Annotated in this window: 14 protein-coding genes; 7 read left to right on the forward strand and 7 right to left on the reverse strand. The window is 72.6% G+C overall.

Annotated elements, in window-relative coordinates; genetic code table 11:
• Window positions 1–29 precede the first annotated feature (29 nt).
• The gene (locus ACIPK3_RS08795; protein WP_402567517.1) at window positions 30–8,150 is read right to left on the reverse strand and encodes a hypothetical protein; all 8,121 of its coding nucleotides are present in this window, start codon (window positions 8,148–8,150) and stop codon (window positions 30–32) included.
• A gap of 178 nt (window positions 8,151–8,328) precedes the next feature.
• Between ACIPK3_RS08795 and ACIPK3_RS08800 the strand changes: the two genes are divergently transcribed.
• Both ACIPK3_RS08800 and ACIPK3_RS08805 read left to right on the forward strand, forming a co-directional pair.
• Window positions 8,329–9,225 carry a hypothetical protein gene (locus tag ACIPK3_RS08800; RefSeq protein ID WP_402567519.1) on the forward strand — a complete coding sequence of 299 codons (897 nt, stop codon included), beginning with the start codon at window positions 8,329–8,331 and terminating at the stop codon, window positions 9,223–9,225.
• A gap of 21 nt (window positions 9,226–9,246) precedes the next feature.
• A complete protein-coding gene (locus ACIPK3_RS08805; protein WP_402567521.1) occupies window positions 9,247–9,558 on the forward strand; it encodes a hypothetical protein in 312 nt (103 codons plus the stop codon).
• A 76-nt stretch (window positions 9,559–9,634) separates the two neighbouring features.
• Here the strand turns inward: ACIPK3_RS08805 and ACIPK3_RS08810 are convergent, their stop codons facing one another.
• The 3 genes from ACIPK3_RS08810 to ACIPK3_RS08820 form a co-directional block, all read right to left on the reverse strand.
• Window positions 9,635–14,176: an FtsK/SpoIIIE domain-containing protein gene (locus ACIPK3_RS08810; RefSeq protein WP_402567522.1), complete on the reverse strand. Its 4,542-nt coding sequence runs from the start codon at window positions 14,174–14,176 to the stop codon at window positions 9,635–9,637.
• A 138-nt stretch (window positions 14,177–14,314) separates the two neighbouring features.
• The gene (locus ACIPK3_RS08815) at window positions 14,315–15,520 is read right to left on the reverse strand and encodes a hypothetical protein (protein ID WP_402567524.1); all 1,206 of its coding nucleotides are present in this window, start codon (window positions 15,518–15,520) and stop codon (window positions 14,315–14,317) included.
• Window positions 15,517–16,104 carry a sigma-70 family RNA polymerase sigma factor gene (locus ACIPK3_RS08820; RefSeq protein WP_402567526.1) on the reverse strand — a complete coding sequence of 196 codons (588 nt, stop codon included), beginning with the start codon at window positions 16,102–16,104 and terminating at the stop codon, window positions 15,517–15,519. The genes ACIPK3_RS08815 and ACIPK3_RS08820 overlap by 4 nt, the downstream gene beginning before the upstream one ends.
• A 233-nt stretch (window positions 16,105–16,337) precedes the next feature.
• On the opposite strand from ACIPK3_RS08820, the gene ACIPK3_RS08825 reads away from it, so the two are divergent.
• From ACIPK3_RS08825 to ACIPK3_RS08845, 5 genes are all read left to right on the forward strand, one after another.
• Window positions 16,338–17,327: a ricin-type beta-trefoil lectin domain protein gene (locus tag ACIPK3_RS08825; RefSeq protein WP_402567528.1), complete on the forward strand. Its 990-nt coding sequence runs from the start codon at window positions 16,338–16,340 to the stop codon at window positions 17,325–17,327.
• A gap of 232 nt (window positions 17,328–17,559) precedes the next feature.
• Window positions 17,560–17,685, forward strand: a complete 126-nt coding sequence (locus ACIPK3_RS08830) for a hypothetical protein (RefSeq protein ID WP_402567530.1) — start codon at window positions 17,560–17,562, stop codon at window positions 17,683–17,685.
• A gap of 130 nt (window positions 17,686–17,815) precedes the next feature.
• Window positions 17,816–18,988, forward strand: a complete 1,173-nt coding sequence (locus tag ACIPK3_RS08835) for a radical SAM protein (protein ID WP_402567532.1) — start codon at window positions 17,816–17,818, stop codon at window positions 18,986–18,988.
• 48 nt (window positions 18,989–19,036) lie between these two features.
• A complete protein-coding gene (locus ACIPK3_RS08840; RefSeq protein ID WP_402567534.1) occupies window positions 19,037–19,834 on the forward strand; it encodes a class I SAM-dependent methyltransferase in 798 nt (265 codons plus the stop codon).
• Window positions 19,835–19,859: 25 nt separating this feature from the next.
• Window positions 19,860–21,149, forward strand: coding sequence for an MFS transporter (locus ACIPK3_RS08845; protein WP_402567536.1), 1,290 nt, complete (start codon window positions 19,860–19,862; stop codon window positions 21,147–21,149).
• Window positions 21,150–21,343: 194 nt separating this feature from the next.
• Here the strand turns inward: ACIPK3_RS08845 and ACIPK3_RS08850 are convergent, their stop codons facing one another.
• Genes ACIPK3_RS08850 through ACIPK3_RS08860 form a run of 3 tightly spaced genes read right to left on the reverse strand, consistent with a single transcriptional unit; the run spans window position 21,344 to window position 25,822 of the window.
• On the reverse strand, window positions 21,344–21,934 hold the full coding sequence (locus ACIPK3_RS08850; protein WP_402567537.1) for a GAF domain-containing protein: 591 nt from the start codon (window positions 21,932–21,934) through the stop codon (window positions 21,344–21,346).
• Between the two features lie 13 nt (window positions 21,935–21,947).
• Window positions 21,948–22,754 (reverse strand): S8 family peptidase, encoded by an 807-nt coding sequence (locus ACIPK3_RS08855; RefSeq protein ID WP_402567539.1) that lies wholly within the window; start codon window positions 22,752–22,754, stop codon window positions 21,948–21,950.
• Window positions 22,751–25,822 carry an adenylate/guanylate cyclase domain-containing protein gene (locus tag ACIPK3_RS08860; protein WP_402567541.1) on the reverse strand — a complete coding sequence of 1,024 codons (3,072 nt, stop codon included), beginning with the start codon at window positions 25,820–25,822 and terminating at the stop codon, window positions 22,751–22,753. Before ACIPK3_RS08860 ends, ACIPK3_RS08855 begins: the two co-directional genes overlap by 4 nt.
• Between the last annotated feature and the right edge of the window lie 51 nt (window positions 25,823–25,873).

Here is a 25,873-nt window from a genome sequence, read left to right on the forward strand (position 1 = left end):
AGACGTTGAAGGGTAGCCGGATCCTCGGGTCATTCCGACCCGCCTCCCGCCGACCGCGTCGGCCGCCCCTCGGAGCCCGGAACGGTGGGCACGTCCCCGGACTCCCCGGCCCAGGGTGCCTCCGTCGGCTGCCCGATCGGTGCGGCCAGGCGAACGGCGGTCTCGGTCACGGTCAGCAGCCGGTGGGTGCCGGCCTGACGTTCGACCGTGGTGAGCATGTCCTGGAGACGGGCGTGGATCGCCGGACCGGCGCCGCCCGCGGAGAGCGCGGCGCGGGTACGGGTGGCCAGGTCGTCCAGGGCGGCGAAGCTCGCCGTTGCGCCCAGGTTGCCGTGCTCCTCCAGCAGACGGTGGGCCGTCGCCTCTGCGTCCACCTGGTTCAGCAACTCCTCGACACCGGGACGGCGTGCGGATCCCGGGCGCTCCTCGACGAAGCGCCGGGCGGCACCGGCCAGTTCGTCGAGCGCTGCCGCCCGGCGCCCCAACTGGTCCGCCGGTACGCGGTGGAAGGCGGCCAGTGCACGGTCCACCGCGTGAATCCGCGACTGGAACCGGACACCTTCGGGAGTGGCGGTACGGCTTCGGAAGACGGCGGTGTCGAGGAGGTCGACGTCGGCGGGGTGGCCTACGGGGGTGGTCGTGGTGGGGCGCGGTTCCGCGGGCGCGGGCGTGGGGTCGTCGGTCGTGTGCGGGGGCGCCGCGGGGTCGTCGGCCGTGTGCCGGGGCGTGGTGTCGGCGTCCAGCGGGTGGGGCGGCGCGGATTCCGGGTCGGCGGGATGGGGTGAGAGCGGCTCGTTGCCGGTGGTGTGCGGTGCGGTGGGCGTCTCTTCGGCGATCGGATGTGCCGTGGGGGAGTCCTTGACGGTCGGATCGGTCTCCAGGGTGCGTGCCGCCGACGAGTTGGTGTCCAGCGGGTGCGGCGAGGCCGTTTCCGTGGTCGTGGTGTGCGAGGTGAGTGACTCGTCGACGGTGGTATGCGGCGGCGCGGCCGGTTCCTGGAGCAGATGACCGTGCGGAACCGTCGTGGCGGCGGTCAGGTCACTGGTCTGCGTGGCCGCGTGCGTGTGGCGCGGGGCCGGGGCGAGCCCGGTGTCCGGGAGCGGCTGTGTGCCGTGGCCGGGACGGAGGTCGGTGGCGTCGGACACGGTCGTGGAGGGGGGCGCCGATGTCTCCGCCTTGGCCCGGTCCGGGAGCAGCAGAGCACGGCCGTCGTCGGTGAGGTGAAGCCCGTCGTGCCTGCCGACCACCAGGCCCTTCTTGACCAGCGCCTTGAAGGCCTTGTCGAAGGCGGTCCTGCCGAGATCCACCGCCGCGGTGGTCTGTGCGCCGTCCTTGGAGTTCTCCAGCACCCGGAACCCGTCCGAGTTGCCCAGCACCCGGGCCATCTTCTTCATCGCCTCGGTGGCCTCGGGGAACACGGCCTTGAACGCGTCCTCCACCGACTGCGGCAGTTCCTTGGTCAGGTCGCTCATCTGCGGCGCGGTCGGGGAGGCGGGCCTCGCGGAGGTCGCGGCGGCGGATGTGCTCGCTCCGGGCGCGTCGGCCACCGGTGGCCTGGGCTGCGCCTTCGAGGCGGCGATCTTCTCCGTGATGTCGTCCAGGAGCTTCACGCGCTGATCGAGCAGGGTCTGCGCGAGTACCTTGCGTTCGCCGACGGCGGCGGCGTGGAACTCCTGCGTCAGGTCGACCGACTGCCTGGCGTGCAGTTGTGCCTTCCGCAGGTGGTAGCCGACGGACTTGTTCTGCCCTCCGGCGATGGCGGTGTCCGCCTGGCGGACCCGGTCGGAGGCCTCGTCGAACTGCTTGCCGGCCGCACGGGCGGCCGGATCGACGGTGCCGTCGGGGAAGTAGCGGCCGTCACCGTTCTCGTCGACGACCTTGAGAGGCATCGGCCACTCGGAACGCGCGGTGCTGCCCACGGGGTTGATCGGCAGCCCGGACGCGAACTTCGCCTCGGGCCGGTAGAGCTTGGAGACGACCGAGCCGAGAGCCTGAGGATTGTCCAGGTCGGCCATGAGTTTGAAGACATGGCTCCGGAAATCGCCGCCGATCCGGGCGACTTCGCGCACCACCGACAGGGACAGCGCCTCCTGGACGTGCCGGCCGTGGAACACCTCCTGCTCGAAGGAGACCTTCCGCAGTCCGCCGCCGTCGGGATACTCGTACGTCCAGCGGGCCCGCTTGCCCACCTCGTCGAAACCCTTGTCGTACGACGCGTTGCGGACACTCTTGCCGTCGAAGTCCAGGCGTCGCATCGTCTCGCGGTCCAACGGGTGCAGTTGGTCGTGCAATGAGACCCAACCACCCTCCTCCTTCAGGACCTTGGCGTCGAAGACGAGGGTGGTCGGTCCGTACCGGGTGGCCATCGCCTCGTCGCCGACCTCCATCCGGAAGAAGACGAAGTCGTCGTTGCCCAGGTTGGACGTGTTCTTCACCGAGCTCTTGCCGGAGGCGAGGAACCTGATGCCCCGGCGGGCGAGGTCACCCTGGGAGGACATCACACCGCTGTTGGCGATGGCGTGATAGGCGGGCGTCGCGTGCTTGATGCGGTACGGCAGGTTCTCCAGCCGGTCCCGCAGCGCCTCGAACATCTTCCTTTCGGCGGGCTCCATACCGTCCAGGAGCGCGCCGACCTCCGCGCGCAGCGCCTTGAGGTTCTCTTCGGAGAGCGTGCGCACGAACGAGGTCTGCTCGGCCCGCGACAGCTTGTCGAAGTCCCCGAACACCGCCTTCCACTGGCCCTCTTCCCCGGGGAGAACGGCCTTCCACTGCTCTCCGGTGGGCACTTCGCCGTACGCCTTGTTCGTGCGGTAGCGCCGGGCGAGTCCGGCGAGCCCGCGCACATCGGTGAGGCTTGCCGCGGTACCCCGGAAACCCTTGAGGTCGAGCAGGGCGCCGGGCTCCGCGACCCGCGCGGCGTCGTCCACCCGCCGGGCCAGCATGCGGGCGACGGTGGCGACCGGGGCATGCTGGTTCCGCAGGGTGTATGTGCCGCCGAACCGGGCCGCGTCCTTGACGAACCCCTGGAGAGCCGAGTCGAGGTCGTCGGCGGACCTGACGAGTTCGTTCGCCAGCTCCCGCAACCGCTCCGGGCTCTGGCCGCCCGCCCTGACCAGATCCTCCAACTCCTGGGCACGCCGCTGCACTTCGAGAGACTGGCCCTCGACCTCCGCACCGGTCCGGATGAACTGATCCGAACGCGCGGATCCCGTTTCCAGCTCACGAGCCCGGACATCCAGCCCCAGAGCATGCTCCTGGAGCACCCGGGCCCGCTGAATGTCACCAGCACCGGCGAACTGGTCCACCAACTGGTTCAGTTCCCGCTGGGACAGCTGCCCCGACGTGAGGTCGCGCCGCAGCGCGTCGTCCAGCGCGGTGGTGGTCTCCGCGACCCGCAGCTTCGCCGCGTCCATCTCCACCTTCGCCGCGGCTCGCGCCTCCACCGACTTGCCCACCTGGGACTGGCTGGCCTCCAGCCGCTGGAGATCGCGCAGTGCCGTGGTGTGCTCGCCCAGCGTTTCGTCCAGCCGCTTGGGCGGTTCGGCGGACGGCGCCGCATCCGTCGAGGTGTGGGCGGCCGGCGGCGGCGCCGTCTGCGTGGCAGCGCTGGTGGCGGGCGTGCCCTCGGATGTGGGCGGCTGTGTGCCGCCGAGGAGCCGTGGGCGTTCGCTGAGGCTGAGGTTGCGGAGCGCCGCGAGGTCGGTCTCCATGCGGGCGGGGTCGACGCCGAGGTCGGTGAGCCGGTGGTGGGTGTTCTGGTACTGCTCGCGGGCGTTGTCGATTCTCTCGCGGATGCGGAGTTCGGTGGGGCTGGGGGCGCTGGAGCCGCCTGCCTTGCCGTTGTGGAGCAGGTCTTCGGCGCGTCCGAGGTCGTAGCGTGCTTGGACGTGGTCGCGCCAGGCCTCGCGGCGCAGGCCGCGTGCGGGGTCGTCGGCGGAGCCGAAGAGCTGGTCGACGCGTTCGCCGTCGCGGAACCAGGCCTGTTCGATCTCGGTTGGTGTGAGCCGGGTGCCGTGTGCCGGAAGTTCGTGTGCCCCGCCCCGGGGGCTCGGAGACGGGCTTGCCCGCTCCCAGGAGGCAGGGGTGGGGAGGGAGTTGAAGAGGTCGTTGTTGTGGAGGACGTTGCCGCGCAGGTCGGCGGCGAGGTGGCTGTAGCCGGTGCCGCTCCACTCCTTGCTGAAGGTGCCCGCGCCGCCGGTCATGGTGACCGACACCGCGTTGTCGGCGGGCTTGTGGGTGACGGTGATGGTGAGTTCGTCGGCGAAGCCGGGGCGACTGACGACGAAGGTTCTGACGTGGGGGTCGTTGCCGCTCTCGCGTACGGCGGCGTCGCCGAGTCCGTCCCAGCGTCGTAGGGAGTCCTGGCCGAAGGCGCGGCCGAAGTCCTCGAACGCCTCACCCGAGGGGAGTCCGCTCCATCGCTCCGTGATCAGGCTGTCGAGCTGTCCTCCCGGGATCTGCTCCGCCCGGACCGGGATGACGGTGATGCCGTCCTCGATGCGTGCGGGGCCGGTGCGTACGAGCTTGGTGGGGGAGAGGGTGATCTCCCACTGGTCCTGGTTGAGAGCGAGGGCGTCGTCGCCTGCCTTGGCATAACCGGGCGGGTAGGCCATGGCGAGTTTGCCGTGGTTGGCGGGTACGTCGATCTCGAAGATGACGCGGTTGCTGCTGACGCCGTTCCTGGCCCACTCCGCCTGGAAGTCACGGTTGTTGGACGTGGAGGCGGGCAGCCGCTCGAAGAAGTGGTCGGCCTGTGCTGCTCTGGGGTCCATGGAGACGCCGCGCCAGACGGTCATGCGCTGGTTGGGTCCCTCGAACATGAGGTCGTCGGTGACCTTGTTGAACTGCTTGACCTTGTCGATCAGGCCGGGGTTGGCGTCCAGGACACCGGGGTTGAGGAAGCCGCCGTAGCCCTTCTTCGAGGTGAAGGCGCCGCCGATGACGCCCTGCATGAACAGTTTCACGTCGTTGTCGGTGGCTGCCCTGCCGAGGTGACCGCGGGCCGCGTGGGCGGCTGCGTCCCAGGTGTCGGCCGCGCTGCCGGTGAGGTGAGCGGGGCGCGCCGGCAGAGTGACGTCCGGCGTGGACGAATGGACCAGGGCGCCGGTGGCACGGTCGTAGACGTGGGCACCGGAGGGCGAGGCGACGACGAGCTCGTTGTCACCTGAGAGTTTCACCGGCCAGTTCGCGCCTGCGTCGGCCAGGGTGTCGGCGGTCTTGTCGGTGAACTTGACCGAGGTACCGGCGAGGGGGCCGTCGGTCAGGCGCACTGTCTGGTCGGCGAGGCCGATGCGCATGCCCATGCGGCGGTAGCTCCAGGAGTGGATCACCGTGTCGCTGCCGGCGGCCTCCAGCTGTCGTACGACGAACCCTGTGGGTCCGTTCTTCTCCACGGTGAACAGTCCGGATCCGGCCGCGCCGCCGTGCAGTTCGGGCTGAGCCCCACGCGGAGCCTTCACCGCCAACTCGTGACCACCCGGAACCCGCACGACATCCCGCTCCTTCAGGAGCGAGTCGAACGACACGGAGCTCGACGCGGCGTTGTCCGACGTGTGCGCGGCCGGTGCGGGGGACGGCTGCGTGGGCAGCGCGGTACGGGGCTCCGGTGGGGTGACGGGGGCGTGCGTGGAGGGTGCGACGTTGCCGTGGGCCGAGCCGGCCAGGCCCTTGTCGGCGTCCGTGGAGGCGGGAGTGCCCGCGAAGGCGGGGGTCTCGGTGGCGCGGGCGCTGCGACCGGTGTCCAGGAGATCGAGGGCCGCGCGGGTGTGGGCGCCCGACTGGCCGGTGCCGCCCACGGCGGTGTCGTGTGCCGTGGGGTTGGCCGTGAGGCGGTCGGGTGTCGGCGGAGCCGGGGACGGGGACGGTGGGGACGAGGCGTGCGACAACTGGTGCGAGGGCGTGCCGGTGCGTGGGGAGCCGGGGGAGTGGAGGAGTTCGTCCAGGTGGAGCCGGGTCTGGTTGGCCGTCAGGGCGTTGCTGGTGCGGTCGGCGAAGGTGGCGCCCGTGCCCGCGGTCACGGGCGAGTCGGGGGTGGAGCGGCCGCCGCCCGCCAGCAGGTCGAGGGCGGACACCCCGCCGCCGGCTCCGGTCGTGGTGGGGTGCGCGCCCGTCGGGGAGCCGGTCAGAAGGCTGTGGGGAGCGGTCACGCCGTGCGGGGACGCGGTCGTCGGTGACGGAGGTGTGCCGTGACCGGTGGCCGAGTGCGGAGCGCCGGTCGGCGTCGCGTGGGTGCCGCCGATGCCGGAGGTGCCCGGTGTGTGCACGGTGCCCACGCCCGGGGTGCCGGTCAGCGCCGCGTGCAGGGTGCCCGGGGAGGTGGTGCCCGGTGCCGACACGTTGCCCAGGGCCGACGAGACGGGCGGCGGGGACGCCTGGGTGCCGGTCAGGACGGTGCCGGGGGCGTGGGTGGAGTTGTGGGCGCCGCCCGGCAGCAGGACATCGGTGGCGGACGCGAGGGTGTTCGGCGCCGGTGCCGTGCCGGTGAGGGCACCGTGGACGCCGCCGGGGACGGTACTCGCGGGCGCGTTGGTCAGACCGTGCGCGCTGCCCGGCACACCGGCCGACGCGGGCACGTGCAGCCCGGACGGGGTCATGACGGTGGGCGTGCCGCCGACGCTCACCCCGAGCTGGTCCGCACGGCCGGGCAGGGCCCCGAAGCCCTCCGCGCGGACGCTGCCCAGCTGTGCGCGGGGCATGTCGACCAGCGCGTCCACCGTGCGCGCGGCGTGCACACCGAAGTTGCCGCGGTGGGCGATCGAGCCCACGTCGCCGAGGTGCAGGGACGGCGGGCGGATCGCCGAGACGACGTCCAGGTTCGCGGCGGGGACGTCGAACGACCGTAGGCCGTTGTGCCCCCCGGCGCCGATCTGGACGCGCAGGTCGGACAGGGCGGTGCGCGGCAGGTCGACGAGCGCGTCGACCGTACGGGGATCGACGGGGATCGCGCTCACGGAGCGTCCGAGCGCACCGGTGAGCGGGGCGCCGAAGACGTGCTGCCCGAACACACCCCGCTCGACGAAACCGATGCGCAGCGCGCCCCGCAGCCCGTACTGGCCGATCTCCGCAGCGTCCACGGGAAGGAACAACCGCAGCCACTTGGTGCCGCCGAACTGCTCGCCCATGAACTTCGTGGTCGCCTGCCAGCCCCGGGACAGCTGCTGGGGCAGTCCCCGCACGAACGCCGGGATCCCCCTGAAGCCCTGCACGATCGTCAGCCCCGCCGAGTTGAGCCCGCGGCCGATCACACCGGGCAGGTTGTGCAGGCCGTTCAGCACCCACAGGCCGCCCCGGCGGATCCAGGTGCCGCTCAGCCTCACCAGGTCACGCAGGCCGAACAGCAGGGTGGTGGGACGGAATCCGTTGGTGAACAGGCTGCGCAGGGCCTGGAAGGTGCCGCGTGCCACGTTGGCGAAGCCCCGGGCGAACGCGGTCCGCCCGACACCCTTGATGATCTGGAAGATCGGCAGGGCCCTGGTGGTGGGGGCCAGGATGCCGAGTCCGGCGAGGAACAGGTCGAGGAACTTGGCGTCGCCGTTGGCGAAGTCGACGACCGTCTTGATGAAGAGGGTCAGATTCACACCGAAGGCGAGCAGCGCGATGGGGCCGCCGAGCAGCAGGGCGGGCACGATCAGGATGATCGCCAACCACTGGAACGCCTCCCAGAAGATCTGGCACTTGGAGATCGGCAGCTGGATGTGGGAGACGCCGCGGACGCTGCCCGCCGCCGACGAGGCACCCTCGCCGTGCTCGGTGCCCGCCTGCCGGGCCGTGGAGGCGTAGGTCTCCCGCTGGGGGTCGTCCTCGGACAGGCCCCGGCCGGACGAGAGGGCGCCGTCGGCCCGCTGCTGGAGTTCGGTGAGCTTGTCCGCCCAGCCGGTCAGCGCGGTCGCCGCGGTCTCGAAGGACGACGCCACGTCCTCGATGTGGCCGCGCAGCCGGTCGTCCACCTTGCCGCGCAGCGCGTCGGCCGCCTGCCCGACGAAGACGCTGTCACCGGCCGTGTTCATGACGGCGTCGATCGCGGTGCTGATCTCCCGCGCGGACGTGCCCAGATTGTTCAGCTCGGTGGCGAGCGTCCGGATCTGGTCCGGGTCACCGGGAGTGGGGTCCGCGTCGAGCCCGATCGCGTTCCAGTCGGTCGGGCGTGCCATGCGAGGTTCCTCCCGGAGCGATGATGCTGGGGGTGGTCACTCCCCAACTGACCACGCCGCAGCGCCGGCCGTGGTTCACGTGACCTGGGTTACACCGGTGATCCACGATGAACCGGCCGGGCGGGTCGAGCGTGGTCCTGCTGACCGGAGTCTGAACGGGGTACCGGGAGGCCCTCACATGCCCGACAAACTGAAGATCGACTACAACGTCCTCAACGACGCCAAGACGGACCTGGAAACCCTGGCGAGCGGTATCGGCCCGCTCCTCGACAACAGCACGTTCGCGCGTCTGGGCCGACGGGACTACACGGAGTACAGCTCCACCCCCACCATGGACGCCCTGGCGGTCCTCGGCGACTGGACGCTGGCCGAGGCGGTGGCCGACTTCTACGACAACGCCAGCAGCACGATGAGCCGTGCCGACAAGGGCATCAAGGAGATGGCGAGCGCCTTCGGCTCGGTGGGCGAGGCGTTCCTCTCCTTCGACTCCGAACTGGCCCAGGGCATGGGCGTCACGGGCAGCAACCTGGGCCTGCAGAACTACTTCCGCCAACGGGACCTGTGGGACTACCGGCAGGCCCATCTCGACCAGTGCGTGCCCGGACCGGACGGCTCGATGCCCGACTTCTGCTCCGCCACGGACCCCGGCGACCCGCCGCTGGACCAGACGATCACCACGGACCGGGGCAACGTCCACACCCATCTCACGCTGGACGACCACCGCAACGTCATCCGTGAGGAGTCCACCGTCACCTACGACGGCAAGACCTACACGTCGGTGACCAACTACACCAACAACGGTCTCAGTTACACCACCGACACCTCATACCCGGACGGCAGCACCGTCCACTCGGAGACCAACCTCCACGCCGACGGAAGCGGTTCGATGGTCACCACCGGCAGCGACGGCGACCGCACCGAGTTCACCCGCGGCCCCAAGGACGCCAACGGCAACCAGCCGGACTGGCAGCAGGTGGGCGGCAACAATGGCAACGACCACGGCAGTGGCTCGGACGACCACTCCGACAACGAGCCCCCGCCGCACTCCAGCGGCAGCAACCCGCACATCCAGTAGAACGACGGACAGGAACGGCACATGGCCAACTACAACGGCATCAATCTCGACTACCACAAGATCGAGGAGGTCGTGAGCCTGCTGCACGACGCCCACGAGAACCTCCTGCCCGTCCTCAGCAACCTGCGCACCCGCGTCAACACCCTCGTGGACGACGGCATGGTCTTCCAGCAGTCCAGCGAGGTCATCCGGACCACCTACAACAACTTCGACACCAGCCTGCTGGCGGCCGTGAAGGGCATCAACGACTTCTCGGAGATGTTCAACGGCATCAAGGAGAACGCGATCCAGTTCGACCAGGGCATCAGCAACAGCCTCACGCAGTCGTCGTAACCCCGGCCGCCGCGAGACCGAAGGGCCGCCCCGGAGCAACTCCGGGGCGGCCCTTCGTGGTTCCCTCCGGACCCGGTCAGGCCCGCAGCGGCGTGAGTGGCACCTGAAGGGCGAGCAGCGACCCGCCGGGACCGGCCGTCCAGGCCCGGCCCGCATGGGTCGACCCCCGCACCACACTGGGCAGCAGTCGTACGCCGATCAGGTCACCTTCGGCCAGGTTCTTCGGCGCGAGCAGCAGCCCGCGCCGGGCTCGGCGGGCGGCGAGGGTCCAGCCGCTCATGCCGCTCTGGAGGCCCTCGACGGACGCGCCGTACACCAGCCCGAGACCCTGGTCCCGGCCGGAGACCGCGATCTCCTTCAGCAGCTTGTCCGCCGCCGAACTCGTCAGCAGGTCGGCGTCGTCGATCACGACCACGCGCGGCCCCGGCAGCGCGTCCAGTGCCGCCCGCACCGTGTCGGCCGACGGATCGGCCTCGGTGAGGACGGTCGCGGTGGCGTGCCGGTCCAGGGCGCGCAGCGGCGACTCGCGCGGGGTGAGCACCACCAGCGAGGTGCCGCCGGCCAGCAGGGACACGGCGATCGACGCCAGGGCGTTGCTGCGGCCGGAGCCGGCCGGCCCGAGCACGCCGAACGCCGAGGCCGAGCCGGCGAGATCCGTGCCGACCGGTCCGCCGTCGTCGCCACCCACGCCGATCAGGCCCCACAGCGGCCGGCGGTCGGTGTCCGCGACCTTCGCGTACGCCTCGGCGAACTCCACCGAGCGGGGCAGCACGGCGACCTGGAAGGGGCGCCTGACGTCGGGCACCGATGCGTCCCGCCTGCGCGCGGTGTCGCCGATCGAGCGCAGCGCCTCCGCCTGCTCCGTGCCACCGCCGGAAGCGAGCAGCGCCACCTGAGTCTCGGTGCCGCTCAGCACGTGCCAGCCGCGTCCGGGCGGGATGTCGGACGGCACCTTGCCGGGCATCATGCCGACAGCCTGGTAGTCCGCCCGGTCGCCCTGCCGCAGCAGCAGCTTGTGGTCGTTGTGCGCGGCCATCCGCCCGCCCAGCAGGGAGCGTTCGGAAGTGGCGATCACATGGATGCCGGCGGCGGCGCCCTCCCGCACCAGCCGGGTCACCTCCTGCACCAGCTGACCGTGGTCGTGGTCGTCGAGGATCTGCGACAGCGAGTCCCAGCCGTCGATCATCAGCAGGATGTGCGCGGGCCGTTCGGATTTCGGCAGCAGCCTGCGCAACTCGGCGATGCCCGTGGCGCTGTGGGTCTGCGCCAGGTCCTGACGCTCAGTCAGTTCCAGGTTCAGGCGGCGCAGCATACGGCCGAGCCGCTCCAGATCGTGCCGGGAGACCACGCCGCCGCAGTGCGGGAGCGCGCCGAGGGCGGTGAGGCCGCCGCCGCCCGCGTCGATGCCGTACAGGTGCACGTCGGCGGCGCTCGCGACCCGGGCCGCGGAACCGGCGATCGTCCGCAGCACCTGGGTGCGCCCGGAGCGGGGCGCGCCGATGACGTAGAGGTGCCCGAACGTGCTCAGGTCGGCGACGGCGACCCGGCGCTGCTGGAGCTGCGGGACGTCTTCCAGGGCGTACGGGATGAGCAGGCGGCCCTCGCGGGCGGCGCCGAACTCGTCCAGCTCGTCCAGGAGGAGCTGCGGCTGGAGCGGAGGCAGCCACGGGCTCGGCTGCTGGACGAAGCCGTCCAGTCGGTCCGCGGCTGCGCGGATCTCGGCGACCAGCGTCTGGAGGTCGGTGGGCGCCGGACCCTGGGCCGCGGTGGTCGTCACCGTCCTTGCCTCGGCGGGCAGTTCGGCGGGCCGGCCGAGCGCGTTCCAGCCCACGTCCACCGTGCGGACGGCCTTGCGCGGCCCGGCGTTCTCCGGCTCGGTGCCGGCCGCGGCCTGGCGGGGGCGCTCCGCGCCCACCCAGGCGGTCTGGAACGGGTCGGCCTGCCGGGGGCCGCGCCGTACCAGGGCCCGGCCGGGAGTGGCGGACGAGATGTCGACGGCGTCCTTGACGTCGATGATGTCCTGGCTCTCCGTCTGGTCGGTGACCCGCAGCGCGATCCGCAGATTGGTGTTGGCGCGGATGTCGCCGGTGACCACACCCGCCGGGCGCTGGGTGGCCAGGATCAGATGGATGCCGAGCGACCGGCCGCGCTGCGCGATGTTGATCAGGCCCGGTACGAAGTCGGGGACCTCACGGACCAGCGTGGCGAACTCGTCGATGACCAGCACCAGCCGGGGCAGCGGCGCGAGCGAGGGATCGGCGGCCCGCTTGGCCCGGTACTCGGGGTGGTCCTTGGCGTCGGCGGCGGCCAGCATCTGCTCGCGGCGGCGCAGTTCCGCGCCGAGCGACTCCAGGGCCCGCTCCACGAGATGGGCGTCGAGGTCGGTGACCATACCGAGAGTGTGCGGGAGGTGCGCGCACTCCTTGAAGGCGCTGCCGCCCTTGTAGTCGACCAGGACGAAGGTGAGCTCGTCGGGCCGGTTGGCGGCGGCCAGGGAGGCGACGAAGGTCTGGAGCAGCTCCGACTTTCCGGCGCCGGTGGTGCCGGCGACCAGGCCGTGAGGGCCGTCCTGCACCAGGTCCAGGGAGAGCGGGCCGTCGAAGCCGGTGCCCACCAGGAAGGTGGTGCTGGCCGGTTCGGCCTGCCACCGCTCCAACAGGGCGTCGGCGTTCGGCGGTTCCTGCTCCAGCAGGTCCAGCAGGCTCACCCGCTGCGGCAGTCCGGCGTCGTGCTCGGGGCTGACGTCGCGGATCGGGGCCAGCGCCCGGGCCACCTGCTCGCACCATTCGGGTTCGACCCGGTCCGCCCGGACGTCGGGCACGTCGGGCATACCGGGACGTCGGACGGTCAGCCGACCGTCCGACGCGAGCACGACTCCGGTGCTCTCCTCGGGCAGCAGGCGCTCCCGCTCGTCCAGACACACGCTGAAGATCCGTACCCGGGGGCCCTCGGTGAGGACCTGCACCATGCCCGGCACGTCGCGCAACCGCCGCGCGCCGTCGGCGATCACCAGCACGTCGGGGTCGGTGAGGACGGCGTTGCGATCGTTGCCGACCGTACGGCGGCGGGACTGCACCTGTGACACCAGTTCGCTGACCCGGGCGGCGGTGGACTCGGGGTCGTTGCCGATCAACACGACGGGACCGGCCGCCGTACCCGGCCGCAGATGGGGCAGCCAGCGGGCCCACGCCCAGTCGGCGACCCGGTCGGGCTCGGTGAGCACGACGATCCGTAGATCGCGCGGGCTGTGCAGAACGGTCGCCTGCGTCACCAGCCAGCGGGCCAGCGGCTGCACCTCGGCGGCGGCACCCGCGATGCCCACGACACCGTGCGCGGGAATGTCGACGCCGATCGGGGTGTCGGGGATGTTCCAGCGAATGGTCCGGTGGTTCTCGTCGCGCGCAGGGTCCTCCAACTCCCGTACGGACGGCTGGTCCACCGTGCCCAGGCGCAGCACCAGATGGTCGGGGTCGTGCCGACGGCGCTCCCACAGTCGCCCGCCCGGACCGGTCGCGACGAGGGCGACGGCGGCCGGGTCGGGGCCGGTGGTGTCGCGTACCCGCCGCTCCTTGCGGACGGCGTCCCGGACCTGTTGTTCCACGACATCACGGCGTTGCTCGTAGGCCCGCTCCGACTCCAGGAACTGCTTGCGGGCCGCGCGCCGCCCGGTGGCCCAGTTCGACAGCATCATCATCGGGCTGAGGAACAGGAAGACCAGGAAGTAGTACGACTTGAAGATGCTGACCATGAACAGGCCGAGCACGACCGGGGAGATCATCATCACCGTCGGGAACGGACGCTTCTGCGGCGGCGACGGCGGCTGGGGCAGCCGGACCCGCTCGGCGTCCAGGTGCGGGGCGATCCGCGGGGGACGGTTGTAGTCCACGCCGAAGCCGTCGGCGGACGGGGCGACCGCCGCGTCCGCCTCGACCAGGCTGTTCATCCGCAGCAGCACGGGCCCCACGGTCAGGTCCTCACCGGCCGGCCACGGCACCGGGCCGGGCCCCGCCGGGCGTTGGCCCGGCGCCTGCGGGCGCGGCCGACGCAGCGCGGTGACGGCGTCGTCGGGCGGCGGGGCCGCGAGCCGGGCACGGATCGTGGCGCCGGGCTCGTCGCCGGTGCGGTGCCAGGCCGCGGAGCCGTCCGCGCCGACCGTCACCCACAGCCCGGACCGGGGCACGCCGTCGGCGTCGTCGAGACGGATGGCGCACAGTGGGTCGGTGCCGATCTCGTGGCTGCCCGGACCGATCCGCCAGGTGCGCCCGGCTCCGGGACCCGAGACGACGTGCACCTCGGCGAGTTCGTGGTCCGTGCCGGGCTCGTCCTGCACCCGGATCAGATCGGCGGCGCGCACCGGGCCGCCGAGACCCAGCAGGGCGCCGTCGCGGACGCCGCTGCCGGGCACGGCGGCCTCGGGGTCGAGCCGGCGGTCACCGGCGTAGAGGTTCCGGGCCCGCGGCGGGCCGGACGCGGCCCAGTCCGCACCGCCCGCGGGGGCTTGGTCGTCCTGGACCAGTGCGGCGGCGAGATCGCCGACGGTGGCGTGCAGGGGCAGCCGGACATGGTGGTCGCGGCGCTGTCCGTCCGTGGCGTCCACGGTGGTGATGGTGAGGTTCACGGCTCCCAGCCGGGCGGTCGTTCGGGTTCGGGGGTTGCGCGGTACAGCAGTGGTTGCGGCGGCTACGGCGGTGGGCTACGCAGTGTTGGCCATGGCCATGGCCATGGCCGTGGTGACTGTGGCTGTGGACGGCGGTGGCTACGACGCGTGCGGCGAGGCCGCGGAGACGCCGGTGGTGCCGGACCCGGCCGGTTCCGCGAAGTCGTCGTCGCCCTCGCCGCCGCCCGCAGGCGCGGCGGCCGGTACGGGCACGGGCCGCGGCTCGGTTGCGGGCGCAGGGCTCGGCCGGGTGGCCGAGACCCCTGTCGGCTCGACGGCACCAGCACCCGCTTCGAGGTCCGGCTCGTCCGGCAGCAGATCGGGATCTGCGGGACCCGGCACGGCCGCCGTCTCGGGAGGCTCCACCGCCTCCTGGTCACCCGGTCCGTCGGGGCACGGCGGGAGAGCGGGCAGCGCGCGGGCGACGGCCCGGGCCAGCGGAAGAACGTCGACGCGTGCGGCCGCGGGCGCGCCGTGCACCGTGAGCCAGGCCTCCGGGTCGACTTCGAGGAGCCGGGTACGGCCCCGGGCGACCCCCAGAGTCAGCAGCCGCAGACCGGTCGGCAACGGGCGTTCCAGGGGATCGGCACACACCGCCACCTCGATACCGGCCCGCGCCACGGTGGCCCCGGCCGCGGCACCCTGGTACCGGGGATGCACCCCGGCGGCGATGCCCACCCGGCCGTCGGGCAGCCGCCTGTCCAACTGGGCGGCGAGTGCCTGGAGCACGGCACGCGCGGTGCGGCCGGCGCGCGAGGGACCGTGCACCGACAGGGCGGGTGGCCCGGAACGAACGTTCAGCAGCACGGCGTTGCCCGCGTCGAGTCCGGCACACACCAGCAACGGCGGTACGGCCGGGTCGTCGTGGACGTCCGTCAGATCGGCGCGGCCGATCCACCACAGGCGCGGGTCGTCCTCGTCCGGCGCCCAGGGCTCGGGGGGTACGGACAGGGCGGTGTCGTCCGCCGCGACCAGCACACCCATCCAGCGGGGTCCGGCCAGCACGCCGTAGGGGCGGACGCCGGGCCGGACGTCCGCGGCCAGGGCCGTGGCTCGCTCGGCATCGGTCCACACGGCGGGATCGCGCAGCAGGCGCACGAGGACACGCAGCCCACGCCGGTAGCGCAGCTCCGTCCGCACCGGCCCGCTGAACGCCCTGGCCGTGAGGGCGACTTCACGACGTGTACGGCGAACCAGAGCCTTCCAGCCGCCGCCGCGGCGCACCAGCCAGTGGGTGACCGCGAGGACCACGATGAGCACACCGGCGAGGCCGAGCCAGGTCGTCATCACGTCGGACGAGGTCATCGCGTCCCTCCCCGGTGCGTCCCGGTACCGGCCGGGCGGCCGCCGCCCGGGTGACCGCCGGAGGACTCCAGCGTGCCGCGCAGCGCACGGACGCCGTGGTGCGTCCGGGACTTCACGGTGCCCTGCGGTACCCCGAGCTGCCGGGCGACGTCCTCACCCGGGTGGCCGAACATGTGCACGCGGACGACGGCCTCGCGCTGCGCGGGCGCGAGCGTGCGCAGCGCGGACACCAGGACATGGCGGTCGCCGACCCGGTCGGCGTGGTCGGGAACGTGCGCGGGAGCCGCGCCGCCGAAGTCCGCGGCAGTGATCCCGACCGGAACGGTCCGGTCCCTGCGCCGGCCGTCGACCACGAGGTTGCGGGCCACCCGGAACAGCCACATACGGATCGGCCGGTCCCGCCAGTTCAGCCGTCCGGCCGACTGCCAGGCACGCAGGAGGGTTTCCTGGACGACGTCCTCCGCGCCATGGGGATCGCGGCCCATCATGCCGGTCACGAAACGGCGCAGGCTGTCGCGTTCCGCGAGCAGGAGGCCGAGTGTCCGGTCCGCGCTCTCGGCGCGGTCATGGTCGATGAGGCTCACGGCCTCCGCCTTCCGGTGTTGATGTTGCTTCAGGGGCGAACGCTAGCGTGAGAAACAGACATCGAAGAAAAGAACAATCCGTTGAACATCAACGAATTGATCACGGATGACCAGCCATAGCCGGACGCAAGGTGACTTTCCGCCGTAAGTCCCCGCGTGTGCTTGGGGTTTGAGGGTCACCGTTTGGCTAGGGTGCGGATGCCCCGCTCATGCCGAGACCTCCAGGAGACGACGTGCCGCCCCTTCGCAAACCCCGGCCCCAGGCGGACCGGTCCGGCAGTCCGGCGGAGAGCTTCAGCGACACCTTCGCCCGTCGTCCGGCAACTCCTCGGCGGGGGCTGGTCCCCGGCCTGCGGGTGTGGGGGACGGTGGGCGGTGCCGCCGCGCTGACCGCGGTCGCCGTCCTCGCCGTACCGCTGCTGGGCCGGGTGGACCTCTTCCCCGACCGGGCGCCCACGTCGGCCGCGGCGGTGGCGGCCGCCGGGCAGCCTTCGGTCAAGGGCGACGCGTCCGGCCCGGCGTCTCCCGCCGTCACCGCGTCCCGCCGCCCCGCCGGGCAGCCCGCCAGGAACGCGCCCGGCGGCTCGGGTGGTTCCGGCGGTGGTGTGGCCGGGGCCGGTGGTGGTGTGCCTGGTTCGCAGACGGGTGGCGGCCAGAGCGTCGGTGGCGGTGTCGGCGGTGTCGGCGGTGTCGGCGGGGCCGGTGGCGGTGCCGGCGGCTCCGGTTCGGGGTCAGGTACCAAGTCCGGTGGCACCAAGCCGAACTCCCCCTCGAAGCCGTCGACCTCGAAGCCGTCGAGCGGCGGCTCCGGCGGCAGTGCCGTCAGCATCCCCGGAAGCCTGCTGATCGGCTCGGCCTCCCACCGGTGTGTCGATGTCATCGGCGGCGGCGACGGCGTGGGAAGGGACGGCGCCAAGCTGGACATCTGGGACTGCTCCGGTCGTGCCAACCAGAAGTGGGAGTTCAAGTCGGACGGCACCGTGCGCTCACTCGGCCTGTGCATGGACCTCGCCTGGGGCAACACCGGCAACGGCACCGCGATCCAGATCGCCAAGTGCAGTGGCAGCCGCGCCCAGTTGTTCTACCTGAGCTCCGCGGGCGACCTCGTCAGCTCCCAGGCGGACAAGTGCGTCGACGTCAAGGACAACGGCACGGGGAACGGAACCCGACTCCAGCTGTGGACGTGCGGCGGAACCGCCAACCAGAAGTGGCGCAAGGGCTGATCGCGCCGGCCCGCCGCTGACCCGGGAACCGTGTGCGGCACGCCGTCGGGCGCGCCTCGCCGCGGGACGGCAGCCGTTGGTCTGCGCACACACCGGTGCCATACCGTTCGTCGACCGCTCCTGGAACCCTCCGACCTAGGTTCTTCCGTCGGGACGGCCACCGCCCCCGGCCCCGCCGTAGGCGGTGCATTCCGTGTCCGTATGCGCACACCGAAAGGGAGAGGAAACCATCATGGCCGAGAACACCGAGCCCACCACCACCGAGGACGAGGTCGAGGCGCACGTCGGCGAGACCGAGGTCGTCGAGGAGTCCGGCGAGCTGATCTGCGGCATCTACGACCCGAAGGCCAACAACTGACCCGGATCGTCCGCGGGACCGGCGGGCGGGCCGGGCGGCTGCGCGCTCGCGCGGCCCGGCCGCCGTCGGTTCGGCACGGGGCGGCACTCATGTCCCACACCCCTGAACCCGACGGAGAACGTGGAGGGACATGAGCGGGACCGTGAGAGTCCTCGAAGGGAAGTCCGGCATCTGGTGTCTGGGACCCGCCGGCACCGCGCTGCTGCCCACGCGTTTCGCCGAGGGCGGGCAACTGACCCCCGAGGGACACGCGGAGGTCACACGGGTCGGCATCACGCGGAAGCGTCCGGCGCGGTCCTACAGCCTGACGGTCGTCACCGCCACCCACTGCAACCTGGGTTGTCCCTACTGCTTCCAGAACACCGGCCAAGCCGCCCCCGGCCGCTTCGACCCCCCGCGCATACCGAAGTTCGCGCTCGACTCCGGCACCATCGAACGGATCGCCGGTTTCGCCGAACCACGGATGCGCGCGGCCGGCCTGTCGCGGCTGTTCGTGCTGCTCTTCGGCGGCGAACCGCTGCTCAACCCCCGCGCCTGCCGTGAACTCCTCCTCCGCCTGGGAGAACTGGCGCCGGTCGGCGCCTCGATGGTCACCAACGGCGTACTGCTGCGGGCCACGCTCGCACGGCAGTTGTACGACGCGGGCCTGCGCTCCGCGCAGATCACCCTCGACGGGCCCCCCGAACTGCACGACAGGCTCCGGGCCACCCGAGCCGGACGGGGCACCTTCGACCGGATCGTGGACAACATCGCCGAGGCTCAGCAAGTCACCGATCTGCGCTTCGACTTCCGCATCAACACCACCCCCGACGCGCTCCCGGGGCTGAAAGACCTGATCGGCCTGCTGGCGACCCGGGTCGACGCCTCCCGCTGCGGTCTGCACCTCGCCCCGGTGCTGAACTACGCCGGCGGTTTCGACGCGGTCATCGACCGGTCGAGCAGCGACGTCGCCACCCTGCTGGGCGCCTACGCCACCGCCCTCGACGCGGGCTTCCAGGTCGGCCGGCCGAGCGGCGCCTCCTGCGGCTTCTGCGGGGAACGCGACGGAGTCACCGGTGCCGTCGTCAACGCCGACGGCACGCTGTACAGCTGCTGGGAGACGATCGGCAAACCGGGCTACGAGGTCGGCACGATCGACTCCGGCTACACCGACTACGACCCGCGCTTGTGGGTCAGCTGCGCGGAGTTCGCGGTCCGGGAGGCACCCGAAACCGTCTGGCGGGCCTTCGACGACGCGCTGACGGTCGGACTGCTGGAGCTGCTGCGGTCCCGTCGGCGCATGACGGCCAAGGCGTCCGCGTAAGGGGTCCGCACAGGTCTCGACCCATCGAACCGCAGGAAGGACGACCTCATGACCACGACCGTACGGCCCGACCACGCCGCCGACGCCTACGACGCCACCGCCTCGTTCTACGACGTCCTCACCCAGCACGACGACTACGACGCCTTCGCCGCCGTACTCGACCGGCTCATCCAGGACGCCGGACCGCGCGGCCGCAGACTCCTCGACGCCGGCTGCGGAAACGGCCGCAGCTCCGTGCTGTTCGCCGACCGCGGCTACGACGTCACCGGTGTGGACATCAGCCCGGCCATGATCGACATGGCCCGGAGCAGGCACGCGGCGACCGGCATCGAGTTCGCGGTCCACGACGTCCGCCGGCCGCTCGCGCACGAGCCCTACGACGTCGTGCTGTGCATGAGCGACATCTTCAACTACCTCATCGAACCGGCCCAGGTGAGCGAGGCGTTCCACAGCATCGCGGCCTCCCTGACGACCGGCGGCGTACTGATCTTCGACGCGAACACCGCCTACGGCTACGACCTGATGCGGGCGCCCCACGTCATGCGCGGCGAGGACACGTTCGTCGTCACCCGCGGCAACTCGGAGGAAGAAGGCGGGGTCCGCCGGTTCAGGATCGTCCTCGACGCCTTCCAGCCCGCCGCCGGACAGCCCGGCCTCTGGACCCGCAAGACCGTCGAACACTTCCAGGCCCACCACAGCCCGCGGGAGTTCACCGACCTGCTGACCGCCGCCGGTCTGCGCCTCGTGGGCCACCACGGCCTGCACATCTCCGGCACCCTCGCGGACGGCATCGACGAGACCACCCACACCAAGGGGCTCTACGTCGCCGTGAAGACCGACGCCTGACCGGCAACCGGCACCCGGTCACCTCATGATCAACCGAAACTTCACGCTGATCTGGACAGGCCAGGCGCTGTCCGACATCGCCGGTGAGATGACCTCGCTCGCCCTGCCGCTCGCGGTACTGGCCACCACCCACTCCGCCACGGACGCGGGTCTGGTCGGCACCGCCTCGGGCATCGCCCTGATGGTCACCATGCTGCCCGGCGGCCTGATCGCGGACACCGTCGACCGCAGACGGCTCATGATCTTCTGCGACGCCGCTCGCGCGGCCGTCGCCGTGCTCCTGGCCCTCGCCCTGTTCACCGGACGGCTCAGCACACCGCTGGCGGTCGCCGCAGCCGCGGCCACCGCCGTCCTGACCATGCTGTTCAGCCCGGCCGAGGGCGGCCTGCTCCGGGAGGTGATACCCGCCGGGCGGCGCAGAGAGGCCATGACCCGCAACGTCGTCCGCTCCAACGTCGCCATCGCGGTCGGCCCACCCATCGGCGGCGTCCTCCTCGGCCTCGGCGCGCCGCTCGCCTTCGCCCTGGACGCCGCGTCGTACCTCGTCTCGATGCTTCTGCTCTCCCTGGTCAGGCACCGGCGCCGGCCGGCCGGCCCCGCGGCTCCCGCCGAACGCACCCTGAAGCAGTCCCTGCGCCATCTCGGCGTCGAACTCACCCTCGGCATCCCCTGGCTGGTCCGGCGGCGCGCCCTGCTCGCCCTCGTGGCGTGGGTCGCCTACATCAACCTCCTGGGCCGGGCCGTCGAACTGCTGGCCGCGGTCGACTCCTCCGACCTCGGACATGATCCGGCCGCGGCGGGCATCGTGCTCAGCGCGGCGGGGTGCGGCGGCATCGTCGGCGGCATCACCGCCGGCTGGGTGCTGCGCCGCATGAGCCCCACCGCCATCGTCACCACGGTGACAGCGGCCTGGCTGGTGCTGATCCCGCTCACCGCGACGGGCAGCCAACCGGTCACCGTGGTGGCGGTGTTCCTCCTGGTACTGGGCCTGCCCACGGTCGGATCCCTGGCCCGGCTCACCGTCAGCACGGACGCGCCCACCCATATGCAGGGGCGGGTGGGCACGGCGGTCGTGCTCGGGGCGACCAGCGTCGCCTGGCTGGGCCCCGGCGTCACCGGCTACCTCATCAGCGCCGGAGGGGTCGTGAAGGCCGCCCTCGTACTCGCCGCGCCGCTCACCGTCGCGCTGGCGCTGCTTGCCGTCAGCCGCCGTCTGCGCACCGCGCTCAACTCCCTGGGCCAGGACCCGGAGGAGACCACCGGCGCCGACACCGAACCGCAGGAACCGGCCGCCACGGAGGCGGGCGGCCGCTGACAAAGGTCACCGCGGGCGCTGACACCGGTCACCGCGGGGCGTGACCACCGGCCATCACAAGGCGCGGGCCACCGCACCAGGCGGAGACCCGCGCCCCGAGCGCGCCCCGAGCGCGCCCCGAGCGCGCCCCGAGCGCGCCCCGAGCGCGCCCCGAGCCCGCACCGAGCGCGCCCCGAACGCGCCGCTCCCGTGCCTCACCGGTCCGGAGCGTCCGTCAGGAGCCGCTCCAGCTCACGGACCAGCCGCGCGGCCGCCGCCCTGCGCCCCGGGGGAAGACCGGCGGCCGCCTCCTTCGCGTCGGCCCGCCTCGACAGGCTGAAGGCCAGCGCGGTCGCCGCCTGCCGGGCGAACAGCGAGAGCAGATCGAGCTCCGGCAGGCTGGAGCGCGCCTGGTCGGCCGGGTCCAGCACCTCGATCACGCCCAGGATCCGCTGTCCGTGGACCAGCGGGGCCGCCATCAGAGCGTTCGGCACATACTCGGTGGACTGGGCCAGGGAACGGTCGAACGACGGATTGTCGGAGAGGTCGTCCACGACGATCGGCTCCCCGGACACCGCCACCCAGCCCGCGATACCGCGCCCCGCCGGAAAGCGCCGGCCGACGAGGAAGTCCTCACCGCGCCCGGACACGGCCTGGAAGACCAGTTCGTCCGCCTCCTCGTCCAGCAGGAACACCGAACTGGCCTCGGCGCCGAAGATCGCCCGCGCGACGTCGACCACGGACTGGAGGAGTTCGAGCGCCATCGGATCGTTCGACGTGCTCGCGGACTGGGTATCGAGGGACATCACGGCACCTTCGCTAGTGGACATTGGCTGCGCAGGCGTACAGGGCGCTCTTGAGCTGGAACGGGGTCATGCGCGGCCCGTGGGACAGAATCCGTGCGCACATGCCGGTGATGTAGGGCGTCGCGAAGCTGTTGCCCGTCGAACGGATGGTCCTGCCGCCCAGCCAGGCCACTTCCACGTTCTGGCCCGGGGCGAAGAACTCGACCGGCGGAGAAGGGTTGTACAGATGCAGTTCGGGGTCGGCCTCCCCGTGGCTGCCGACCGAGATCACCGAGGCGAAACGCCAGGGGAAGCTCTCCACCTGGGCGTTGTGCGCGGACGCGACGACCACCGTGCGGTTGAAGTAGGCCTCGTCGGTGATGAGCCGCAGGTCCTGCGCGAAACGCGTCCGGGTGGTCGACAGGCTCAGGTTGATCACGTCGAAGCCCTGCCCCACGGCCCACCGCAGCCCTTCGAGCAGCACGTCACCGGTGCCGGAGAACCGCTCGCCGAGCACCCGGACGCTGTACAGCTCGCAGTCCGGCGCGACCCGCCGGATGATCCCGGCGCAAGCCGTGCCATGACCGCAGGTGTCCCGCGCCTCGGTCTCCTCGACCCGGATCCCGCTGTCGTCCTGCACGACCACCCAGGAGCCGTTCACCGGCCCGACGGACGGATGACCGGCCTCGACACCGGAGTCGATCACACAGACCCGCACCCCCCGGCCGGTGGCGTCGGCCGGAGCGCCCGGCGGGCCGACCTGGTCGGCGGCCACGGGGATGTCCTCGGGACGCTTGCCGAGCAGGCGCCAGGTGAGACCGTGCGGCGGCGCTGACGTCATCCTCGCTCATTTCGTCCGGTGCCGATGCGTTCGTCGAGGACCTCCGCGGCCCAGCGCACCCCGGGCAGATGCCCCTTGGCGGTGAACACCGCACCGGCGGCCCGTGCCGCCTCGGCGGCCGGTCCGGCCAGGCCGAGCACCCGCAGTGCGTGCGCCTGGTCGAGCCTGGCGAGGGCGCGCACCACGGGGGAGTCGGTCCGCGCCGCGGTGCGGACGGCGCGAGCGGCCAGCCGCAGCGCCGCCGCACGGCTGCCCCGCGCGGCCGCGACCCGGCCCGACAGGCCGTCGAACTCCGCCGCCTCGGCGTGCGTACGGTCCCCGCCCCGGCGGATCCGCCCGAGCGCGTCGGCGGCCGCGGACACGTCGCCGCCGTCCAGATGGAGCCGCGCCGCCTCCAGGCCGACGCTGTCCAGCAGGGCCGCCGCCCCGAGCCGCCGGGCGGCCGCGGCCGCCGAGTCCAGCAGCGCGAGGGCCTTCGCCCGCTGTCCCGCCGGCGCCTCGACCATCGCACCGAACAGCGGAAGGACGACCTCGGTCTCCGCATACCCGAGCTCACCCGCGACCTGCGCGGCCTCCGCAAGGCATTCCCGTGCGTCGCTCCACCTCTCCTGGAGGGCCAGCAGCACGGCCAGCGGACAGTTCAGGGTCAGCCGTACCGTCCGCCGACCGCCGCCGTGCTCGTCGAGCAGCGCCCGGCACCGGGTCCGGGCCTCGGCGGTCGGTACCGGGCCACGCCACAGGGAGACGCCGATCGCACCCAGGGCCGCGGCCCGCTCCGGCTCGCCGTCGGCGCGTACCGCGTGGGACAGCGTCCTGGTGAGCCGGCGGTCCGCGTCCTCGTGCCGTCCGAGGGCCTGATCGCGCTGGGCAAGCCGCAGACAGGCCCGCGCCTGGCCCAGCTCGTCCCGCGCCGACTCGAACACGGGCAGTACGACCTCGGCGGCCGCCGCGGGCGACTCGTCCTCGCCGTCGCCCAGCACGGCCAGGGCGAGCCGGGCGTGTGCCGCCTCCACCGGATCGGCCGACGACGCACGGACCTCCCGGAGCAGACCCCGGCCCTCGTCCGCCCGGCCCAGCGCGGAACGCGCCTCGCCGAGCCGCCGCACGGCACCGGGCCGACCGGGCTGCCCGGTCCTGTACAGCGCCACGGCCCGGGTCAGCAGGTCCTCCGCCCGATGCAGGTCGGACCGGGCGAGCGCCTGTGCCCCGGCCCGGCCGAGGGCCTCGGCCGCCCGGCCGCGCAGCGCCTCGGTACGGTCGTCGAGCCGTCCGAGCTCAACCCGGTAGCCGAGCGCCCGCTCCAGGTGCACGCCCACCGCCGCCTGCCCGGCCGCCCGCACGGACGGCAACTCCGCGGCCCTCTCGTGCCCTTCGGCCCGCGCGCGCTTGGACATGCAGGTGTACGTCACCTCCTGCACCAGCCCGCTGCTGAACCGGAAGGACATCTCGCCGCCGGGCTCCACCAGCAGCCGCCGGCCGAGCCTCGGCAGCGCGGCACGCACACCGGCGGGCGAACCGCACAGGTCGGCCAGCTCGCTCGCCGCGAACTCCCGCCCGAGCACGGACGCCTGGTCAAGCACCGCGCGGTCATGCGGCTCCAGGGCGTCGATCCGCGCTCCGAGCAGGGCCTGTACGGTCGGCGGCAGCTCGTCCCGCGACCCGGCCTCCGCGGCGGCCGCCACCAGGTGCTCCAGATGCAGCGGATTGCCCCCGGCCCGCTCCAGCAGCCGGCCGGGCGCGGCGCTCCCGTGCGCGCTGACGTCGGCCAGCCCGGCGGCCAGGGCCGCGGACTCCTCGTGGGACAGGCCCCCGAGCGGCAGCGCCCGCACCAGCCCTTCGGCCGTGCCCGGACGGCTCTCCAGCAGCTCGGGCCGGGCCGCGCACACGAGCAGTACCGCGGCCTGCCCCAGCTCACGGACCAGCCGCTCCAGGACGTCGAGCAGCAGCGGCCCGGCCCACTGGCAGTCGTCGACGGCCAGGACCACCGGGCCCGACACGGACAGCGCGGTCAGCAGCCGGACGAGGGCGGCGCAGGTGTCGTCGAGCGAAGGGCTCGGCGTACCGTCGAGCAGCAGACCGGCGGAGAGCACCCGCAATGCGTCGGTGACACCGGGCGCGGGAGGGGCCGCCTCGGTCAGCGCCGCCACCGCGTCGCCCAGCGGACCGAGGCTGCCCCGGCCGCCGTAGAGCCGGCAACGCCCGACGCCGGACCGGAAGGCGCCGGCTCCGAGCCATTCCCGGAGCAACCGCGTCTTGCCCATGCCGGGCTCCCCGTGCACCAGCACCCGCCGCGCCCCGCGCCCGTCGGAGATCTCCGCCAACGCGGCGTCCAGCGACGCCAGTTCGGCGCTGCGTCCGACGAAGGGCACGTCGAAGCGGCGCCATGCCTCGGGATCGTCCTCGCCGAGCCCGAGCAGCCGGTAGGCCTGCACCGGCTCGGACTTGCCCTTGAGCGACAACGGTCCGACCGGTTCGACGCGTACGGCGGGACCGGCGGACCGCAGGGTATACGGACCGATCAGGATCCGCCCCGGACCGGCGTTCTGCTCCAGCCGGGCGGCGACGTTCACGGTCTCGCCCGAGACCAGCGCCTGGCGGGCCGAGGCGTCCGAACCGGACACCACCTGGCCGGTGTTGATGCCGATGCGCACGTTCAGCCGGACCCCGAGCGTCGTGTCGAGCTCCGCGTTCAGGGAATCGAGCGCGGCGGTCATGGCGAGGGCGGCGGCCAGCGCCCGCCGGGCGTCGTCCTCCCGCACCAGCGGCACGCCGAAGACCGCCATGACCGCGTCCCCGATGAACTTCTCCACCGTGCCGCCGTGGGACTCGATCTGACCTCGCATCAACTCGAAGTAGCGCAGTGTCACGGATCGCAGGGTCTCCGGGTCGAGGTCGCCGGACAGCGCGGTGGAGCCCACCAGGTCGCAGAACAGGACGGTGACGACCTTGCGCGACTCGGTGCGTGCCCCGTCCGTCGCCTCGGTGGCGGCCGACGCGCACGGCGCTCCGCACGACGGGCAGAACCGGGCCCCGGACGGCAGTGCGCACGCGCATGCGGAGCAGGTCATGGTCCGGGTCCCTTCGGGCAAGGCACGGGCGGGGAGGGGGGAGAGAACGGG

Source organism: Streptomyces sp. NPDC086787, assembly GCF_044745865.1.
In the GTDB taxonomy this organism is placed as follows: Bacteria; Actinomycetota; Actinomycetes; order Streptomycetales; family Streptomycetaceae; genus Streptomyces.

Excerpts from the sequence above, each read along its gene's own strand:
- ACIPK3_RS08805 (WP_402567521.1), top strand. The coding sequence starts at position 9,247 with ATGGCCAACTACAACGGCATCAATCTCGACTACCACAAGATCGAGGAG.
- ACIPK3_RS08860 (WP_402567541.1), bottom strand. The coding sequence starts at position 25,822 with ATGACCTGCTCCGCATGCGCGTGCGCACTGCCGTCCGGGGCCCGGTTC.
- ACIPK3_RS08830 (WP_402567530.1), top strand. The coding sequence starts at position 17,560 with ATGGCCGAGAACACCGAGCCCACCACCACCGAGGACGAGGTCGAGGCG.
- ACIPK3_RS08800 (WP_402567519.1), top strand. The coding sequence starts at position 8,329 with ATGCCCGACAAACTGAAGATCGACTACAACGTCCTCAACGACGCCAAG.
- ACIPK3_RS08850 (WP_402567537.1), bottom strand. The coding sequence starts at position 21,934 with ATGTCCCTCGATACCCAGTCCGCGAGCACGTCGAACGATCCGATGGCG.
- ACIPK3_RS08795 (WP_402567517.1), bottom strand. The coding sequence starts at position 8,150 with ATGGCACGCCCGACCGACTGGAACGCGATCGGGCTCGACGCGGACCCC.
- ACIPK3_RS08855 (WP_402567539.1), bottom strand. The coding sequence starts at position 22,754 with ATGACGTCAGCGCCGCCGCACGGTCTCACCTGGCGCCTGCTCGGCAAG.
- ACIPK3_RS08840 (WP_402567534.1), top strand. The coding sequence starts at position 19,037 with ATGACCACGACCGTACGGCCCGACCACGCCGCCGACGCCTACGACGCC.
- ACIPK3_RS08845 (WP_402567536.1), top strand. The coding sequence starts at position 19,860 with ATGATCAACCGAAACTTCACGCTGATCTGGACAGGCCAGGCGCTGTCC.
- ACIPK3_RS08815 (WP_402567524.1), bottom strand. The coding sequence starts at position 15,520 with ATGACCTCGTCCGACGTGATGACGACCTGGCTCGGCCTCGCCGGTGTG.
- ACIPK3_RS08835 (WP_402567532.1), top strand. The coding sequence starts at position 17,816 with ATGAGCGGGACCGTGAGAGTCCTCGAAGGGAAGTCCGGCATCTGGTGT.